Below are 17,251 nucleotides of genomic sequence, written 5' to 3'. Positions count from 1 at the left end.
CGATGGCAGACGTACTCGTAATCGGCGGCGGACCGGCCGGACTGAGCGCGGCGCTTTTCACCGCGAAAAACGGCCTGGAGACCGCCGTCTTCGACACCGACGGCACCTGGATGCACAAGGCCCACCTGTTCAACTACCCCGGGATCGGCTCGATCGACGGGAGCGTCTACATGGAGACGCTCCGCGATCAGGTCGACGACTTCGGCGTCGAGCGCCACCAGGGGACCGAGGTGACGGACGTCTCGGCGGACGGCGACGGCTTCGTGGTCGCGGCCGACGGCGAGGAGCACGCCGCCGACTACGTGATCCTCGCGACCGGCGCCAACCGCGACCTGGCCGAGTCGCTGGGGTGTGACTTCGACGGTGACGTCGTCGACGTGGACGTGACGATGGAGACCTCCGTCGAGAGCGCCTACGCGACCGGCGCGATGGTCCGCGCCGAGGAGTGGCAGGCGGTCATCTCCGCCGGCGACGGCGCCGCCGCCGCGCTCAACATCCTGAGCGAGGAGCAGGGCGAACACTACCACGACTTCGACGTGCCCGCCGACGCCGACGAGCTCTTCGGCTCGCTCGTCGAGGAGTAGCGGCGGCGAGCACGGTGCGACCTGGGGTTCCGGAACCGGCCGATCTGGCCGTGGTCCGACCCCGGAACCGGCCGATTCCACCACGGTTCGACCTCGACGCGGCTCAAGTCGGTGAGCCACAACGTTTTCACCGCCGGCGACGCGACGGCCGACGTGCGCAGACAGTTCACAGCGATCGCGCTGGTGGTTGTGCTCGTCGCGACGGCCGGCTGTCTCGGGATCGGGACCGGCGGAGAGGGATCCGGAACCGAGAACGCGGTCCCCGAGGAGGGTGCCGCGATCGAGAACGCGGCCGCGAACCAGACGGCGGCGAACCAGACGGTTCGCGCCGCCGTGAACGACTCGACCGCCGGCGAGGAGTGGGACACCGTCGCGGTCAGCTATCCCCGCGATCGGTTCACGGTCGAAACCGTCGCCCACGAGAACGTCTCGCTCGGCGTCGACACCGACGCCGACGGCGAGATCGATCGCCGGTTCAACGAGACCCACGTGAGCGGCGTCAACACGAACGACTACTCGTACACGATCGCGCTCGATACCGGGTACACCCTGGAGAACGACGACGTGGTCGTCGTCGAGTATCCCGCGGTCGACACCCCGGAGGAGTCCGGCACCTACACCGTCGCGGTCGCGATCAACGACGCCGACCCGGTCGACACGGACGTCGAGATCGGCGAGTAGCGGCGATCCGCCCCCGATCGATCGCGTGTTTCTGGAGGAACGGGAACGGGGTCGGCGATCGTATTCGTCATTTAATTATCAAGTCCGATACTTTCAAGCGATGTTTTATATAGGTGTACCCGTTTTCTCCGATCGTCAGTCGCTGGGCGGGAATCGATCGAACCGATCGGGATACGACCCAGTCGGGGGACACACACGCACATATGAAGCTACACGACCTCAAGAACCTGTTCACGGAGGATAGAGCGGTTTCACCGGTGATCGGCGTGATCCTGATGGTGGCGATCACGGTCATTCTGGCGGCCGTGATCGGCACGTTCGTGCTCGGGCTGGGCGACGACCTGCAGAACACCCAGCCGACCGCGAGTTTCAACTTCGACTTCGAGGCGGACGGAAACGGGACGATCAGTCATGCCGGTGGAGACACGATCCCGGAAGGAGATCTCGTGACCGTGAATTCAACTGGTGAGGACCTGGCGGAACCGAGTAATGGAACGTGGAATACACCGATCTCCGCTGGTAATTCAATTAGAATTAACACATCCAGTTCCAATTGGTCCGGTCAAACTATCAGCGTTAACTGGCAGTCAGCCGATGGGAGTTCGTCGGCACAGCTTGGCTCTCAGGACGCACCCAACACCGCATAGCCGACGATAAACGTCATATGACCCTTCCCGGAGGATAGAGCGATTGCACCGGTGATCGGCGTGATCCTAATGGTAGCGATCACGGTCACCCTGGCGGCGGTGATCGACACGTTCGTCCTCGGGATGGGTGATGACCTGCAGAACACCCTGGCCACTGCGAGCTTCAACTTCGACTTCGAGACCGATGATTCCGAAAACGACAGCGGCACGATCTCCCACGGCGGCGACAGCATCAGCAGTGAAGACACGGTGACGGTCGCCGTTACTGGTGATGCAGCGATCGGAAACACCACCGATGGGACGGTGAATCCCGGCTCCCCGTTCACGTGGACGTACAGCGACAGTCTGAGCGCCGGGAGCAGCCAGACGTTCTACCTGCACAACGAGAGTGGTACTAAGAGTACCTGGAACGGCGAGACCGTCTCGGTGAACTGGGAATCCGCCGACGGGAGCTCCTCCGCCCAGCTCGGCTCCCAGGACGCACCGACGGTTTGACATCCTCCTCCGCGTGAACGCGGAGGAATCCTGAGCGTTGGAGATTTCAGGTTTACAGCCTCACCGAGCATCCAAACGGTAAGAATCCGTGAGGATGCTCGCGGTCTGTGGGGGGGAAGACTGCTGGGAGTGCCAAGCCCCCGGTACTCCTATCCTCGGTCATATGTGGACTCCTAGTGTTGTTTTTGCCACGGGGAGTCCAGCAGACTTCGATGGACTCGGAGTTACTTTCTGGTGTTTACACGCAGTCGGGCACTGCATCGGTTCATTATAGGAACCGACCGTGCACCCGACTGGTTCCGATTACTGTCTCATTGCTTGGGGCGGGCAGGCCGCCATCGTAGGACTGGCGAGAATCGCTCTATTCCCGGCCTGATTCCTACTCTCTTGGACGGTCGCCTGCCACTTCAACGTCTGGACTAAAATCACAGGCTGGCAATCGAACCGTTGGTTCTGAAAACTCATGTCGGATTCATCCTGCGTTGACGAGACGCTTCGCGTCTCGTTCGCACATCGGAACGCGGAGCGTTCCGAGGACGCCTGAAGGCCCAGGTATTCTCCTTGATTCTCTATAACCGAGTTCAACGGCCTTTTTCAGGCGATCCGTCGTCGTTTCGCGACTACCGTACACCCAACCGGAAACGGTTCCGGTGTCACACACGCCGGATCACGCGTCGTCGATCAATTATCACTCCCGTCGCTCTCGGCGTGCGGCGAGGCGCTGCTGTGCGTCGGCGATCGCCTCGACGGCGACGACGAACCGCCAGAGAAGATACAACAGGACGAGCAGGAGTATCGGAATGACGCCGAGCAGGATCTGCCCGGCGATGATCACCGAATAGCCGAGGATCAGGGTGCCGAGGATGATCACGGCGGCGGTCCAGCTTCGCGGGAGGGACGTCGGGGACTGGGACGTCATCGATCGACTCGTCTCCGACGATCGGCTTAATCGTTGGGTGAAGAGCGGTCGACCACGATCGCCATCCTCACCGTTGGATGCCAACTACCCGCAAACAGCATAGAGAGGGCCTCACACACACGATCGCGGTTGTTTTGAGGCTGTTGTTTTATATACGTTGAGCACGTAGGTTTCGTTGTCAGATGTTGGGCGGAATCCGCCGATCGAATCGATCGGTGAACCGTCCCAGGACTGATTCTTCACAATGCAACTTCACGACATCAAAACCCTGTTTACGGACGATCGAGCGGTCTCGCCAGTGATCGGCGTGATCCTGATGGTGGCGATCACGGTCATCCTGGCTGCCGTCATCGGCACGTTCGTCCTCGGCCTCGGCGACGACCTGCAGAACGACCAACCGACCGCAAGCTTCAATATGGACTTCGATGCGAACGGCTCGGCTCCGGATTCAGTCACGATCGGTCACGGCGGCGGCGACGTGATCTCCAGTAGCGATCAGGTAACTGTGGCAGTAACTAATGGTAAATACCTAAATAATTCAACCTCGTTAACAGAAGAAGATGAAGAACCATTCGATTGGAATGGAGAGATCGGTGCCGGAGACAGCGAGACGCTGTATGTGTACAATAGTAGTGATTCTCAGACGACTTGGAACGGGGAAACCGTCACCGTGAACTGGCGGTCCGCCAACGGCGATTCGTCGGCGACGCTCGCCTCGCAGACCGCCCCCTAACGCGATCGTCGATCCCGCGTTCGACTCATCGGTTTTTATACCCGCCCACACGATTCTTGGTCGAGTCGACCGACGCTAACGTGCGTCAGACCAGCAGTAGCAGCGCTCTACCTATCAATAGTGATATTTTGAAGGGCGCATTTATATACGTCCACCGCCAACTAATACTCGTCAGCCGCTGGGAGGAGGGACCCGATCGACGATCGGTCGGCGTACGAGTCCCAGAACTGCGCATAACAATGAACCTACACGACCTCAAGACCCTGTTTACGGAGGATCGAGCGGTAAGCCCCGTCATCGGCGTGATCCTGATGGTGGCGATCACGGTCATCCTGGCCGCGGTCATCGGCACGTTCGTCCTCGGTCTCGGTGACGACCTGCAGAACAACCAGCCCACCGCGAGCTTCAACTTCGACTTCAACGATTCGAACGGCGTGACGATCAGTCACGGCGGCGGTGACACGATCGACGGAACCAGTGATACGGTGAGCATCGCCGCAACGGGAGGAACGACCCTCAATGCCACCGGGGATAACGGAGAATACGCCAACGGTAACATCGAGTGGAATGAGTCGATCACTGCCGGGACCAGCATTGACGTCGCAAAAAGCGGCGACGACAACTGGTCCAGCGAAACCGTCTCCGTGAACTGGCGATCCGCCAACGGCGACTCCTCGGCACAGCTCGGATCGCGAACGGCCCCGACGATCGACTAGGTCCCCTTCTCAGCCCTCCCGGCGTTCGGTCCGGCACGGTGCCGGAGCGTTTTTTAAGTGTCCGACCCTGGAGTCGGTATGAGCGTCGACCGGATCCTTCTCACGAACGACGACGGGATCGAGACCGTCGGGTTTCGCGCGCTGTACGACGCCCTCACGCCGGCCTACGACGTGGTCGCCGTCGCCCCCGCCGCCGACCAGAGCGCGGTCGGGCGGTCGATCTCCCAGGACGTCGTCGTCCACGACCACGACCTGGGCTACGCCGTCGAGGGGACCCCGGCTGACTGCGTCGTCGCCGGCCTCGGCGAGCTCGTCCCCGACGCCGACGCCGTCGTCTCCGGCTGCAACAAGGGCGCGAACCTCGGCGAGTACGTCCTGGGTCGGTCAGGAACCGTCTCGGCCGCCGTCGAGGCCGCCTTCTTCGAGGTCCCCGCGATCGCCACCTCGATGTACGTGCCGGGCGGCGACGACTGGTGGGAGCTCGAACCCGACCCGGAGCACTTCGCGCACGCGGCCGCCGTCACCCGGTACCTCGTCGATCACGCGATCGACGCCGGCGTCTTCGACCACGCCGACTACCTCAACGTGAACGCCCCGATGGCCGACGGCGAGTCCGGACCGCCGCCGGGCGAACGCGCCGCGATCGCGGTCACCGAGCCCTCGACGCTCTACGAGATGGACGCGGAGTGGGACGCCGACACCGGCGACATCACGCTCCACGACCGGATCTGGGACCGGATGCGCACCGGCGACGTGCCCGACCCCGAGGGGACCGACCGTCGGGCGATCGTCGAGGGCCGCGTGTCGATCTCCCCGCTGTCCGTCCCGCACGCCTCCGAGCACCACGAGGCGCTCGACGGGCTCGCGGAGGCGTACAGCGCCGAGACCGATCCGGAACCGGTGGCCGACGCCGGCGGTAACTGAGCCAACTGAGGGCCGAAAATACTGGCGGCGTTTCGCACGTCAGTACTCACCGAGTGAGAGCCGGGGTGGCCGTCGTCGTCGGGTACGTACGTTTGGTCGACGGTGTGATACGTAGAGGTGCCAGAGAAGTGTTCCCACACCCGGATCAAGATCGCTCAAGACAGCCCCGCCAAAAAGTAATTAACTAGCTGACAGTATATCTAGAAGATGGCTGATAGCGACCCGAACCCGGATATCCGCTTTCGCCGTATTATGTTTGGTCTTCAGGTCGTGCAAAGCCCACACCGCCAGCAAGGATAGCAGTCCCAGCGAGGACTGTCGCTCCAAGGACGACAAATCCGTCATCCGGATTCAATCCAGCAATCGCCGCTGCGACATCCACGACGAACACCGTGACGAACAAACTCAGGATAGCGAACGCGAGCATAACGATCCCGGCGAGTAGCGCACTAGCCAATGAACCAAATGCATCAAGAATTCCCATACCAACCTAGTTACTCCCACTTGTCATAAATATGTGGTCATTACGTTTGATAAGTAGGCGTGTTCCTACGGATGATTCGGCTTCACGATCGTGAAATAAATGCCGTGACAAGGGCTCCATGACACCCGCTACGTACGCTACTCCTCGCTGACGGTCACCTGCGCCTCGCGGATCACGGACTCGCCGAGCTCGTAGCCGGGCTGGAACACTTCGGCGATCGTCCCCGCGGGCTGGTCGCTGTCGACCCGGAGCATCACCTGGTGGCGGGTGGGATCGACGTCCGTTCCCGGCGCCGGCTCGATCGGCTCGACGTTCTCGTCCGCGAGCACGCGGTCGAACTCCTCGAGGGTGGACTCGACGCCCGGCCGGATGTCGGCGCCCTCCTCCTGCTCGAGCGCGCGCTGGAGGTTGTCGCGAACGGGGAGGATCCGCTCGATCAGGTCCTCGGCGGCGCGCTCTTTGATCGACTCCTGTTTGCGCTTCGCGCGCTGTTTGTAGTTCTGGAAGTCCGCCTGCTTGCGCTTGAGGCGGTCGGTGAGGTCCGCGATCTCCGCGGCCTGCTCGTCGGTCTCGGCCTCGAGTTCCTCGACGCGCGCTTCGAGGTCCGCGACCGCCTCGGCGATCGTCGCCGCGTCCTCGTCGTCGAGGTCGGCGACGCGACCGGCGAGGGTTGGCTCGCCGGCGTCGTCCGTCTCCCGGGCCGTAGCGTCCGCCTCGTCAGCGTCCACGTCGTCAGCGTCCGCATCCGTGGACGCGTCGGTCTCGGCATCCGGATGGTCCTCGAACTCGATCGCTTCGGCGTCGTCCTCGCTCATACCCGATCCGAGGCCGTCGGCGGGCATAAGGCTTGCAGAAACGGACGAACGCGGCTCGGCGGCGGACCCCCGATCCGGAGCGACCGCTTTCGCCGACTTATAAGCGGTCGGGGGCAAACCGATCCGTATGACCGCGCCGAACCGGAACACGCTGTGGGCGAGGGCGATCGTCGACGAGTTGGCGAGCGCCGGCGTCTCGGCGGCCGTCGCCTCCCCCGGCAGTCGCTCGACGCCGCTCACGATGGCGCTCGCCCGTCACGAGGACGTCCACGTCTTCTCCCAACTCGACGAGCGCTCCGCGGCCTTCTTCGCGCTGGGCCGCGCGCGCCGCACGGGCGAGGTGACGCCGCTGGTGTGTACCTCCGGGACCGCTGCCGCGAACTACCACCCGGCGGTGATGGAGGCCGACCAGGGTCGCGTCCCGCTGCTTGCGCTCACCGCCGACCGCCCGCCGGAGCTGCGTGACTCGGGGGCCAACCAGACCGCCGACCAGGAGAAGCTCTACGGCGACGCCGTCCGGTATTATAAGGACCTTCCGGAGCCCGCCGCGTCCGACCGGGCGCTCGCCTCGGTCCGGACCACCGTCGCTCGGGCGCTCGCCGCCGCGGAGGGGACCGACCCCGGTCCCGTCCACCTCAACGTCCCGTTCGCGAAGCCCCTCGAGCCGACGCCCGTCCCCGACGACGTGCCGGCGGACCTCGATCCGGCCGCGGAGTCGGGGCGCGACGGACCCTACGTCGGTCGGACGACCGGCGCGGCCCGGCTGGACGACCGCGATCTGCGCGCGCTCGCGTCGGCCCTGGAGGTCGACCGCGGCCTGATCGTCGCCGGGCCGGCCGATCCGCCCGGGCTCGACGCCGAGGCGGTCACGGCCCTCTCGCACGCAACCGGGTACCCGATCCTGGCCGATCCCCTCTCCGGACTCCGGTTCGGGGGCCACACCCGAGTTGCACCCGTGATCGGCGGCTACGACGCCTATCTCTCCGCGGACGTGGCGGGTGCGTCGACGCCAATCTGGCGCGATCCCGAGGTGGTCCTCCGGCTCGGCGCGTCCCCGACCTCGAAGTCGCTGCGGAAATACCTCGCCGCGACCGGGGCCGACCAGTACGTCGTCGATCCCGCCGGCCGCTGGCGGGAGGCGGAGTTTGCGGCGACCGACCTCGTAATTGCGGAGCCGAACCGGCTCTGTGGCGATCTGTCACGGCTCGTTGGCGCGTCGGGGCGTGGTGGACGAACGAGCGCCGGGAGTGGGGACACGGACGGCGCGTTCGCGGACCAGTGGGAACGAGCCGACGAGGCGGCCTTCTCCGTCCTGGAGTCCGCCGACGCGTTCCACGAGGGGCGCGTCGCGGAGACGCTGCTCGCGGAGCTGCCCGACCCCGCGACGCTGTTCGTCTCCAACTCGATGCCGGTTCGGGACCTCGACCGGTTCGGCCGCCCGGGGACCACGAGCCTCACGGTCTGTGGGAACCGCGGCGTCTCCGGGATCGACGGGATCGTCTCGTCCGCGCTCGGAGCCGGGTCGGCGACGACGGACGACCTCACGCTGCTCACCGGTGACCTGGCGCTGTACCACGACTCCAACGGGCTGTTGGCGCTTGACCGGTGTGACGTCGACGCGACGATCGTCGCGGTCAACAACGACGGCGGCGGGATCTTCCACAAACTGCCGATCGAGGAGTACGATCCCGAGTTCACGGAGTGGTTCAAGACGCCACACGGGATCGAGTTCTCGACGCTTGCCGACCAGTACGGGCTTCGGTACGTGACCGTCGATGCCCGCGACGGGGATGGAAATGGAGGTGAGGACGGAGACGATGCGAGCGAGGACCTCGCGTCGGCGTATCGGGAATCGCTGGCTCGGGACGGAAGCACCCTGATCGAGGTTCACGTCGACGCCGAGTCGAGCCATCGGGCTCGCGAGCGACTCGGCAAGGAGGCGACGGCCGCGGTGCTGGCGGCGATCGACGGCGAAGAATAGGCGGCAGGGTCGTCAGTCGTCGGCGGTCGCGGTCTCGGCGTCGGCGTCGGCGACGTCCGTCTCGGCGAGTTCGCCGGCGCGTTCCAGCTCCGTCAGGTACTCGTCGGCGTCGATCGCGGCCTTGCTGCCCATTCCGGCGGCGGTGACCGCCTGCTGGTAGTGGAAGTCGACCACGTCGCCGGCGCCGAACAGCCCCTCGACGCCGGTTTTCGTCTGCCCGCCGCCGTCGCCGCCGACGGTCTTCAGGTAGCCGGCCTCGTCGAGCTCGACGCCGGTGTCCTCGAGGTAGTCGGTGTTCGGGGTGTGGCCGATCGCGAAGAAGACGGCGCCGACGTCGAAGTCGTACTCCTCGACCTCGTCGGCGGTCTCGGGGTCCTCGAGCTTCTCGGTGGGGTGGCCGTCGGGGTGCTCGACGAGAGTCACGTGGTCGATCCCCTCCTCGGGCGTGCCGTGGAGCTCGGTGACCTCGGTGTTCCGGAGGATCTCGATCTCGCCGTCCTCGACCTTCTCCATCACGCGGTCGATCCAGACGTCCTCGGCGCGGAACTCCTCGCGCCGGTGGGCGATGTAGACCGTATCGGCGAACTTGGTGAGAAAGTTCGCCTCCTCCATCGCCGCGTCGCCGCCGCCGACCACGAGCATGTCTTCGCCGCGGAAGAAGGCGCCGTCGCAGGTCGCACACGTCGAGAGGCCGTAGCCCATCAGCTCGTCCTCGCCGGGGATGCCGAGGGTTCGTGCCGAGGCTCCGGACGCGGCGATGAACGCGTCGCAGGTGTAGACGTCGCCGTTCGTCAGCTCGACGCGGAAGGGACGGTCGGAGTCATCACCAGAACTCGGGGAGTCCTGGTTGGCCGCCGAGGTCCCCTCGGCGACGTCGACCGACTCGACGACGCCGTTCTTCGTCTCGGCGCCGAACTTCGTGGCCTGCGCCTTCATCTCGTTGATCAGTTCGGGGCCGCCGATCCCCTCCGAGAAGCCCGGATAGTTCTCGACGTCGGTCGTCAGCGTGAGCTGTCCGCCCGGCTCGTCGCCCTCGAGAATGAGGGGATCGTTGTTCGCCCGTGCGGCGTAGATACCGGCGGTGAGACCGGCGATCCCGGTCCCGGCGATGATGAGGCGTCGGTGTTCGATCGGGTCGTCACTCATACCGGATCATTGGCGATCGCGGCGTATGTAGGTTGCGCTGTGGGGTGCGGCGGCCGGGTCGGTCCCGTCCCGGCGCAGGTGGCCTCCGTTCCGGGATCACTCCTCCGTGACGAGATCGCGACCGCGCTCGCGCCACTCGGTCAGACTACCCTCGTAGATGTGGACGTCGTCGACGCCGATCCACCGGAGCGCGACGTAGGTGTGTGAGAGCCGCCGGGCGGTGTTACAGTAGAGCACGACGGGCCGGTCCGGCGTGATCCCACGCTCGGCGAACCGCTTCCGGAGGTCGTCCGGCGAACGGAATCCCCGGGTGTCGGGATCGACCGCCTCCGTCCAGTCGAACCGGACGGCGCCCGGGAGATGCCCAGCCGCGTACTCCTCGGCGTCTCGAGTGTCGAGGAAGACGACGTCCGCCGGGGACTCGAGCAGCTCGACGACCGCGTCGTGTTCGAGGATCGGCAACTCGGGGCCGTCGACGCGACGCGGCTCGACCGTCACGGGATCGCGTTCGACGGGATCGCCGTCGACCGGATGGCCGTGCTTCCACGCGCTGAAGTCGCCGTTCAGCAGGTGGACGTCCTCGAAGCCGTAGACGAGCGCGGTCACGAGGAATCGGGCCGCGAAGACGCCGTTCGTGTCGTCGTAGGCGACGATCGTGTCGGAGCGGTCGATCCCGGCGTCTCCGAGAAGCTCCGCGAACGCCGCTGCACCGGGAAGCGTGCCGGCGTCCGGTCCCTCGCGGTCGCGGAACGCATCGAACGGCACGTTCACGGCGCCCGGCACGTGGCCCATCGCGTCGTACTCCCAGGCGTCGCGGACGTCGACGACGCGGACGGCCGGCTCCTCGAGGCGATCGGCGAGCCACGCGGCCGAAACGACGATATCGGCGCCGTCGGCGCCGCCATCGGATCCAGTCATCTCCGACTTCTCGGTCATTGGCCGTCTTTCTCCCTCCGGGTAGTTGACTCCGTGGGCTCGTCGCGATCCCGCCGATCCTTCGGACCACCGGCAAGTATTGCGGGAGACACCGTGGTATGAGCCATCATTTCACCGCCGATCCGTCTGTGCCATCCACGAATCGGCTAATATTGCCTCTGAATCGAACGAGAGGCGGGTATGTCCGTGGTGTTGGGTGCCTTATACGAAGAGCCCGTAGGATCGGGCGCTATGGGAGACTCAGATTACGCGAACGACGTACTCGTCTCCGCCGACTGGGTGGAGGCTCGGTTGGACGAGTTCGAGAGCGATGACGCGGATCTCCGGCTCGTCGAGGTCGACGTCGATACGGAGGCTTACGACGAGGCGCACGCCCCCGGAGCGATCGGCTTCAACTGGGAGAGCCAGCTCCAGGATCAGACGCAGCGCGACATCCTCGAGAAGGAGGACTTCGAGGCGCTGCTTTCCGCCCACGGGATCGGCGACGACTCCACGGTCGTCCTCTACGGCGACAACTCGAACTGGTTCGCCGCCTACGCCTACTGGCAGTTCAAGTACTGGGGCCACGACGACGTCAAACTGCTCGACGGCGGCCGCGAGTACTGGGTCGAGAACGACTATCCGACGACGGACGAGGTTCCCGCCTTCCCCGAGGCGGACTACGAGGCCGGCGGCCCCTATGAGACGATCCGCGCGTACCGCGACGACGTCGAGAAGGCGATCGGCCGCGGGGTCCCGCTCGTCGACGTCCGCTCGCCCGAGGAGTACCGCGGCGAGATCCTCGCGCCCCCGGGACTTCAGGAGACCGCCCAGCGTGGCGGCCACGTCCCCGGCGCGAAGAACATCTCGTGGGCGGCAGTGACGAACGACGACGGCACGTTCAAGACCCGCGATGAGCTCGAGGATCTGTACGCCGCCGAGGATATCGACGGTGGCGAGACGACCATCGCCTACTGCCGCATCGGCGAGCGCTCCTCGGTCGCGTGGTTCGCGCTCCACGAGCTGCTCGGCTACGAGGACACCGTCAACTACGACGGTTCCTGGACCGAGTGGGGCAATCTCGTCGACGCGCCGATCGAGACCGGCGACGGCGCCTAACGATACAGCATTAAGTCGCTCCCGGCCCGTGTTTTTCGTATGACTCCCGACGACGTGCTCGAAACCGTCCAGTCCGATCTCGCGACCGAACTCTCCAGGCTCGGCTCCTCGAAGGCGCTCTACGCCGCCACCGAGGGCGAACTCGAGGCCGATCGCGTCCTCGAGGCGGCCGCGGTGGCCGAGCGGGCCGCAGCCGAAACGTTCGCGGCGTGGGCCGACGACGAGCCCGATGCGGACGCCCGCGAGGTGTTCGCGTCGATCGCCGCCGACGAACGCGCACACGCCGAGCGCGTCCGCGAGGAGCTCGATGGAGGGGCCGCCGACGCCGCCGGAGACACCGACGCCGGCGGGACCACCGATGACGTCGACGATCTCGCGATCCCGACCCACCTCAGGTCGATCGACGGAACGATCGAGCGCGCGGGCGCGCTGCTCGGCCGGATCCTGGTCGCCGACGAGTCGAAGTCCCAGTACGTCGGGTACTTCGTCGGGGACGCGGACCCACAGACGGCACGCGTCTTCCGCGAGCTTCGCGGCGATCTCGAGGGACAACGCGATCGCGCGCTTGACCTCCTCGCGGCAGTCTGTACGGACGAGGCCGACTGGGAAGTCGCGACCGCGGCGGCCGCCGACGTCGTCGCCGTCGCCTACGAGGAACACGTGGAGACGCTGGAGTCGCTCGGCATCGACCCGAAGCCCGTCTGTTGAGTTCGCGGATCGGGCGTGGTTCGCGTGTTCGTCCGCCGCTCCGGCGACCACGAAGCGTTAAGTGATCCGATCCGTCATATCGTCGTATGACACGACGTTCGGTTCGTGGGGCGATCTGGGGGATCGTCATCGCGATAGCCATCGCGGGGATGGCTGGAGTGGTGGTTGGTGACGTACAGAACACCTCCGTCAGCGTCGACGGGACGGAACTGGCGGCGGGCGATACGGTTCGGGTCGACGGACACCCGACCCTCGACGTCTCGATCGAGGCCGACACGGCGATCGACCTCGTCGAGGTCCGCGTCAACGGGGACATCCGGGAAAGCTTCGAGCCGGGATCGGAGTCGTTCTCACGGACGCTCGACGTCGAGATGGACGACGGGGAGAACACGCTCGAAATAATCACGAACGCCGGCGGCACCTCGACGTACGAGGCGACCGTACACAAGGACAGCACCAGCCCGTATCTCCGATATACGTCGCCGTTCTCGACGCCCGATCTGTCGTCGCCGCCGGAAAGCACGACGGTCGGTGACGCACAAGTGACGCTCGCCGCGGACATCGTGGACGAGTTCGGCGTCGAGTCGATCGTGATCGAACGCCGCCACGACTACATCTTTGCAAGCCAACGTGAGACGACTCGGGAGTCGTACGAGATATCGAACCCCGGTGGATCCTTCTCACAGGAGCTGTTCCTCGGAGACGGCGAGAACCAGATCACGGCGACCTACACCGACGAGACGGGGAACACCCGCGTCCACGAGTTCGTCCTCTACGTCGACGACACCGAACAACCGACGATGGACCTCACGGTTCCGGAACGAACCGGAACCGACGAGGTTCGCGTCCAGGGAACCGTCACCGACAACGTGAAGCTCGACCGCGTCGAGCTCGAGGGACCGACCGGATCGACGACGCAAGTGCTCCAGTCGACGCACGCCGAGCCGAACCGCGATCGGCTCTCCACGGAGGTTAACACGGTCGTCTCGCTCAACGAGGGTGAAAACGACATCACCATCACGGCGGTCGATGCGGCAGGAAACACGATCGAACGTGACTACACCATCGTGTACGACCGCGACATCAACCCGGACGTCACCTTCGACCAGGAGCGGACGATCGTCGAGAACGGACAGGTTTCCGTCGTCGGACGCGTCGATCGCGGGGAGATCGACAGCGTGACGATCGAGTCGATCAATCCGGAGACGGACGAGCGCATCGACATCGTGCGCGCCTACAGCGGCGACGAGACGACGAGCCGCGTCGATCTCGACCACCAGCTTGCGGCCGCGGACGGCGAGACGCTCGTTCGCGTCATCATCACCGACTCACAGGGTGATCAGCACGAGGAGACGATCACCGTAAGCGGCGGCGGGGCGTCGACGAGCGGCGCCGACGATGGCTCGACGGACGATACCGACGGGTCGTCGACGCAGGTGACCGCGGAGACGCCGGGCTCGTTCGACGCCGATTCGGACGACGATGGCGGAGAGGGATCGACCGCCGATGACGATACCGGCGACACCGACGGGTCGAGCGGCGGCGAGACCACCGAGGACGCGAGCGGGTCGGGATCGAACGACGTGGACGATTCCGGCTCGAACGACGGCGGGAACGAGACGTCCGGGTCCATTCCCGGCTTCTCGGTCGTGACCGCACTGCTGGCGTTCCTCCTGATCGGCGCCCGCCTCCGCGGAGCCGAGTGATCGGGGGTCACGAATGAGTAACCCCGATCGGCCCACACGACGACGACTGCTCCTCGCGGGCGCCACGGCCGCGTCCGCGGGACTAGCCGGCTGTACGTCGTTCGAGGAGGTCCGCGAAGAGGTCGGCGTCGAGGTCGAGGAGGGATCGTCCGAGGGAACTGCCGGCGGAAGCGACACGCCGGCGGCCGCGGTCGACACCCCCTCGGGCCCCAGACGCGAGTTCGCCGCGGACTTCGACGACGGACCGGGCGACTGGAGCGGCGACGTCGATGCCTTGGAGTCGATCGATGATGCGGCACGAGGGGCTGGCGCGGTCTTTCTGCCTGACGAGGCCCGCCGCATCGAACTCGCGATCCCGGAGACGACGGTCGACACCTACTCGCTGTGGTGGCGGGTCCCGTTCGAGGTGACGAGCGTCCGGTTCGAGTTTTGGGATCCCGCCGGCGCCCTCGGATTCGGCGCGGAGGTACAAACGGGGAACAACGGGCTGGAGGTCGTGGTGAACCCCGAGACTGACTCCGAGTCCGGGGGCGCAAGCGATCTGTTGTCGGGAACCGTGCAGCCGGGGCGGTGGTACAAGCTGTCCTTCGAGAGCGTCGATTTCGCCGCCGGGCAGTTCGACGCCGCCCTCGCTGACGTGGGGGACAGCGAGCTCATCCGGATGACGCAGTCGTTCCGGTCCCCGATCGACACGGTCGCCGCCCTCGGGGTTCGATCCCGACGTGGCGACGCGGTCGCCGTCGACGACGTCGTCGTCTCCGACGGCGGCTGACGCGGCTGGCCGATGGCTCGTCCGGGTCGACGGTCGCTCGTCCAGAGCCGGACGGCAACCCTTTGTGGGGCGGTCGTCGATCGGTGGATATGACGGCCGACCTCGTGGAGAAGACGGATCGCTACGAGCGGATGCTCGCGGACGCGCTCGCGGAGGCCGAGACGGTCGCCCCCGCCGACACCCCGCTTGGACAGGCGGCGGCCGAATGCCGGGAGATGGCCGAGTCGTATCTCCGCGACGGCCGCCACTTTCGGGCCGACGACGACCCGGTCAACGCGCTGGCGTCGTACTCCTACGGCTACGGCTGGCTGGACGCCGGCGTCAGGTTCGGGTTCTTCGAGGTCCCGTCCGAGACGGATCTGTTCACGACGTGATCGCTCCTACCGCGTCGACGGATCGGCCCGGATTCGGACCTCGATCGCGTCGGGATCGGCGACGACGAGCCCGTCGTCCGTCTCGGTGACCTGGCTCCCGCGGTCCTCGATCCGCGAGCGGACGGCGGCGAGTGCGTCCCCGTCCGGAACGACGATCTCGAACCACGAGAGCCCGCGTCCGGCGATCGGGTCCGTTCGGCGGTGCCAGGTGTTGGCTCCGATATGGTGGTGATACCCGCCGGCGGACACGAACGACGCCGCGGGCGCGGCCGTTTGGACCTCGAACCCAAGGGTGTCGATGTAGAAGTCCCTGAACGCATCCAGCGAGGAGACTTCGAGGTGGATGTGTCCGATGTCCGTTTCGGGAGGTGCCCGCGTGGCTCCCGTGGCCGCCGCGTCGACGGCGTCGAGATCGAGCGGTTCGGTCCCGATCCGAACGCTCCCGTCGTCGTTGTGCGGCCACTCCTCCCGCGGGAAGTCGCGATAGATCTCGACCCCGTTTCCGTTCGGATCCGTAAGGTACAGCGCCTCGCTGACCCAGTGGTCCGAGGCGCCGCCGAGTTGCCAGTTGTCCCGGATCCGGGACAGCGCGTCACCGAGTGCCGCCCGCGAGGGTACCCTGAACGCCGTGTGGTAGAGGCCAGCGCTCGACCGGTGTCGGTCGGGTGCGGTCGGATCGCCGTCCAGGACGAGCAGCGGGGTATCCGCGACCCCGAGAACCGACCGGGTGTCGGATCCCTCGAGCACGGTCAGGCCGACGACGTCCCGGTAGAAGTCGGTTACTTCGCCGAGGTTCGTGACGCGGAGTGCAGTGCGGCCGATGTGTGTTCCCTGGGGGAAAACGTCCTGATTCATTGTGGGTCCGAGTCCGTGAGACGATCGGCTCTACTCAGCCGTGCCCGTTCGATCGAGAGCACGCCGGGGCCGCTCACGACGAGCGCCAGCGCGATCAGGCTCAGCGTAAGCGTCAACTCGACGCCGTTGCTTGCGGCGGGATACCCGTTGGGAAGGTGGACGAGAGCGGTGGCAACGAGCATGTCGACGGCGACGAGCGCGGCCGTGACTCGAACGAACAGGCCGACCAGCAACAGGGCCCCGCCGACGAGTTCGAGGAGGCCGACGCCCCACGCGCCGATCGGCGCGAACGGAACGCCGAGGCTCGCGAGAAACCCGGCGAATCCCGAGAGGCCCATCGGCTTGGGACCGATCGCCAGGACCTTTCCGGCGCCGGCGATGAGCAGCGGGATCCCGAGTGCGAGGCGCACGAACACCGGGCCCCACCCCGAATCGATCCCTGCTGACGACTGTGGCGACGTGAACGGCCCCATTATGCGCCGATCTCCGTCCGGCCATCACTCATCCCCGCGGTCCGCCCCGTCACGCCCGTGGTCGGCGACGGCTGCCGGACGGCGACGACCTGATCGCCGCGGTCGTCGATGCTGGGGGACCGTTCCGGGTCCGATCCCGGGTGGTTGGGCGGATCGGTTCCGAGGACTGCTGTGTTCTGTAGTTTTATCACATATCTAGTTTGG

21 protein-coding genes are annotated in these 17,251 nt (G+C 65.9%); 13 read left to right on the top strand and 8 right to left on the bottom strand.

Features of this window, described 5'->3' with window-relative positions; genetic code table 11:
• Window positions 1-2 precede the first annotated feature (2 nt).
• The 4 genes from OQF70_RS05695 (at window position 3) to OQF70_RS05680 (ending at window position 2,407) form a co-directional block, all read left to right on the top strand.
• Window positions 3-584: an NAD(P)/FAD-dependent oxidoreductase gene (locus tag OQF70_RS05695; protein ID WP_280536391.1), complete on the top strand. Its 582-nt coding sequence runs from the start codon at window positions 3-5 to the stop codon at window positions 582-584.
• A 153-nt stretch (window positions 585-737) separates the two neighbouring features.
• Window positions 738-1,265 carry a hypothetical protein gene (locus OQF70_RS05690; protein WP_280536390.1) on the top strand — a complete coding sequence of 176 codons (528 nt, stop codon included), beginning with the start codon at window positions 738-740 and terminating at the stop codon, window positions 1,263-1,265.
• 203 nt (window positions 1,266-1,468) lie between these two features.
• Window positions 1,469-1,912 carry a type IV pilin N-terminal domain-containing protein gene (locus tag OQF70_RS05685; RefSeq protein WP_280536388.1) on the top strand — a complete coding sequence of 148 codons (444 nt, stop codon included), beginning with the start codon at window positions 1,469-1,471 and terminating at the stop codon, window positions 1,910-1,912.
• Between the two features lie 42 nt (window positions 1,913-1,954).
• On the top strand, window positions 1,955-2,407 hold the full coding sequence (locus OQF70_RS05680) for a type IV pilin N-terminal domain-containing protein (protein WP_280536417.1): 453 nt from the start codon (window positions 1,955-1,957) through the stop codon (window positions 2,405-2,407).
• Between the two features lie 688 nt (window positions 2,408-3,095).
• Here the strand turns inward: OQF70_RS05680 and OQF70_RS05675 are convergent.
• Window positions 3,096-3,326: a hypothetical protein gene (locus OQF70_RS05675; RefSeq protein WP_280536387.1), complete on the bottom strand. Its 231-nt coding sequence runs from the start codon at window positions 3,324-3,326 to the stop codon at window positions 3,096-3,098.
• A 244-nt stretch (window positions 3,327-3,570) separates the two neighbouring features.
• Here OQF70_RS05675 and OQF70_RS05670 point away from each other — a divergent pair, with 244 nt between their 5' ends.
• From OQF70_RS05670 to OQF70_RS05660, 3 genes are all read left to right on the top strand, one after another.
• Entirely contained in the window at window positions 3,571-4,059 is a 489-nt protein-coding gene (locus OQF70_RS05670; RefSeq protein WP_280536386.1) for a type IV pilin N-terminal domain-containing protein, read from the top strand.
• Between the two features lie 239 nt (window positions 4,060-4,298).
• Window positions 4,299-4,775, top strand: a complete 477-nt coding sequence (locus OQF70_RS05665) for a type IV pilin N-terminal domain-containing protein (RefSeq protein WP_280536384.1) — start codon at window positions 4,299-4,301, stop codon at window positions 4,773-4,775.
• A gap of 78 nt (window positions 4,776-4,853) precedes the next feature.
• On the top strand, window positions 4,854-5,699 hold the full coding sequence (locus OQF70_RS05660) for a 5'/3'-nucleotidase SurE (RefSeq protein ID WP_280536382.1): 846 nt from the start codon (window positions 4,854-4,856) through the stop codon (window positions 5,697-5,699).
• Between the two features lie 250 nt (window positions 5,700-5,949).
• On the opposite strand, the gene OQF70_RS05655 is transcribed toward OQF70_RS05660, so the two are convergent.
• Window positions 5,950-6,183 carry a hypothetical protein gene (locus OQF70_RS05655; protein WP_280536381.1) on the bottom strand — a complete coding sequence of 78 codons (234 nt, stop codon included), beginning with the start codon at window positions 6,181-6,183 and terminating at the stop codon, window positions 5,950-5,952.
• A 137-nt stretch (window positions 6,184-6,320) separates the two neighbouring features.
• Window positions 6,321-6,998 (bottom strand): nucleotide exchange factor GrpE, encoded by a 678-nt coding sequence (locus OQF70_RS05650; RefSeq protein ID WP_280536380.1) that lies wholly within the window; start codon window positions 6,996-6,998, stop codon window positions 6,321-6,323.
• Window positions 6,999-7,125: 127 nt separating this feature from the next.
• On the opposite strand from OQF70_RS05650, the gene menD reads away from it, so the two are divergent.
• Window positions 7,126-8,979 (top strand): 2-succinyl-5-enolpyruvyl-6-hydroxy-3-cyclohexene-1-carboxylic-acid synthase, encoded by a 1,854-nt coding sequence (gene menD / locus OQF70_RS05645; RefSeq protein ID WP_280536379.1) that lies wholly within the window; start codon window positions 7,126-7,128, stop codon window positions 8,977-8,979.
• A gap of 12 nt (window positions 8,980-8,991) precedes the next feature.
• Here the strand turns inward: menD and OQF70_RS05640 are convergent, their stop codons facing one another.
• Window positions 8,992-10,125 (bottom strand): FAD-dependent oxidoreductase, encoded by a 1,134-nt coding sequence (locus OQF70_RS05640; RefSeq protein ID WP_280536378.1) that lies wholly within the window; start codon window positions 10,123-10,125, stop codon window positions 8,992-8,994.
• 96 nt (window positions 10,126-10,221) lie between these two features.
• On the bottom strand, window positions 10,222-11,061 hold the full coding sequence (locus OQF70_RS05635; protein WP_280536377.1) for a sulfurtransferase: 840 nt from the start codon (window positions 11,059-11,061) through the stop codon (window positions 10,222-10,224).
• A gap of 231 nt (window positions 11,062-11,292) precedes the next feature.
• On the opposite strand from OQF70_RS05635, the gene OQF70_RS05630 reads away from it, so the two are divergent.
• The 5 genes from OQF70_RS05630 (at window position 11,293) to OQF70_RS05610 (ending at window position 15,719) form a co-directional block, all read left to right on the top strand.
• Window positions 11,293-12,159, top strand: a complete 867-nt coding sequence (locus OQF70_RS05630; RefSeq protein WP_280536376.1) for a sulfurtransferase — start codon at window positions 11,293-11,295, stop codon at window positions 12,157-12,159.
• A gap of 39 nt (window positions 12,160-12,198) precedes the next feature.
• A complete protein-coding gene (locus OQF70_RS05625) occupies window positions 12,199-12,867 on the top strand; it encodes a hypothetical protein (RefSeq protein WP_280536374.1) in 669 nt (222 codons plus the stop codon).
• A gap of 86 nt (window positions 12,868-12,953) precedes the next feature.
• Window positions 12,954-14,573, top strand: a complete 1,620-nt coding sequence (locus OQF70_RS05620; protein ID WP_280536373.1) for a hypothetical protein — start codon at window positions 12,954-12,956, stop codon at window positions 14,571-14,573.
• Window positions 14,574-14,586: 13 nt separating this feature from the next.
• Window positions 14,587-15,345: a hypothetical protein gene (locus OQF70_RS05615; protein ID WP_280536372.1), complete on the top strand. Its 759-nt coding sequence runs from the start codon at window positions 14,587-14,589 to the stop codon at window positions 15,343-15,345.
• An 89-nt stretch (window positions 15,346-15,434) separates the two neighbouring features.
• Window positions 15,435-15,719: a DUF357 domain-containing protein gene (locus tag OQF70_RS05610; RefSeq protein WP_280536370.1), complete on the top strand. Its 285-nt coding sequence runs from the start codon at window positions 15,435-15,437 to the stop codon at window positions 15,717-15,719.
• Window positions 15,720-15,725: 6 nt separating this feature from the next.
• Here the strand turns inward: OQF70_RS05610 and OQF70_RS05605 are convergent, their stop codons facing one another.
• Genes OQF70_RS05605 through OQF70_RS05595 form a run of 3 tightly spaced genes read right to left on the bottom strand, consistent with a single transcriptional unit; the run spans window position 15,726 to window position 17,238 of the window.
• The gene (locus OQF70_RS05605; protein WP_280536369.1) at window positions 15,726-16,574 is read right to left on the bottom strand and encodes a VOC family protein; all 849 of its coding nucleotides are present in this window, start codon (window positions 16,572-16,574) and stop codon (window positions 15,726-15,728) included.
• Complete coding sequence (locus OQF70_RS05600; RefSeq protein ID WP_280536367.1) at window positions 16,571-17,047, bottom strand: DoxX family protein; 477 nt, start codon at window positions 17,045-17,047, stop codon at window positions 16,571-16,573. Before OQF70_RS05600 ends, OQF70_RS05605 begins: the two co-directional genes overlap by 4 nt.
• Window positions 17,047-17,238 (bottom strand): hypothetical protein, encoded by a 192-nt coding sequence (locus OQF70_RS05595; protein ID WP_280536366.1) that lies wholly within the window; start codon window positions 17,236-17,238, stop codon window positions 17,047-17,049. Before OQF70_RS05595 ends, OQF70_RS05600 begins: the two co-directional genes overlap by 1 nt.
• Window positions 17,239-17,251: the final 13 nt, after the last annotated feature.

It is taken from the genome of Halopenitus sp. POP-27 (assembly GCF_029889855.1).
GTDB lineage: Archaea > Halobacteriota > Halobacteria > Halobacteriales > Haloferacaceae > Halopenitus > Halopenitus malekzadehii.
The sequence above is the reverse complement of the archived record's forward strand: the minus strand, read 5'-3'. Positions and strand labels throughout refer to the sequence as shown.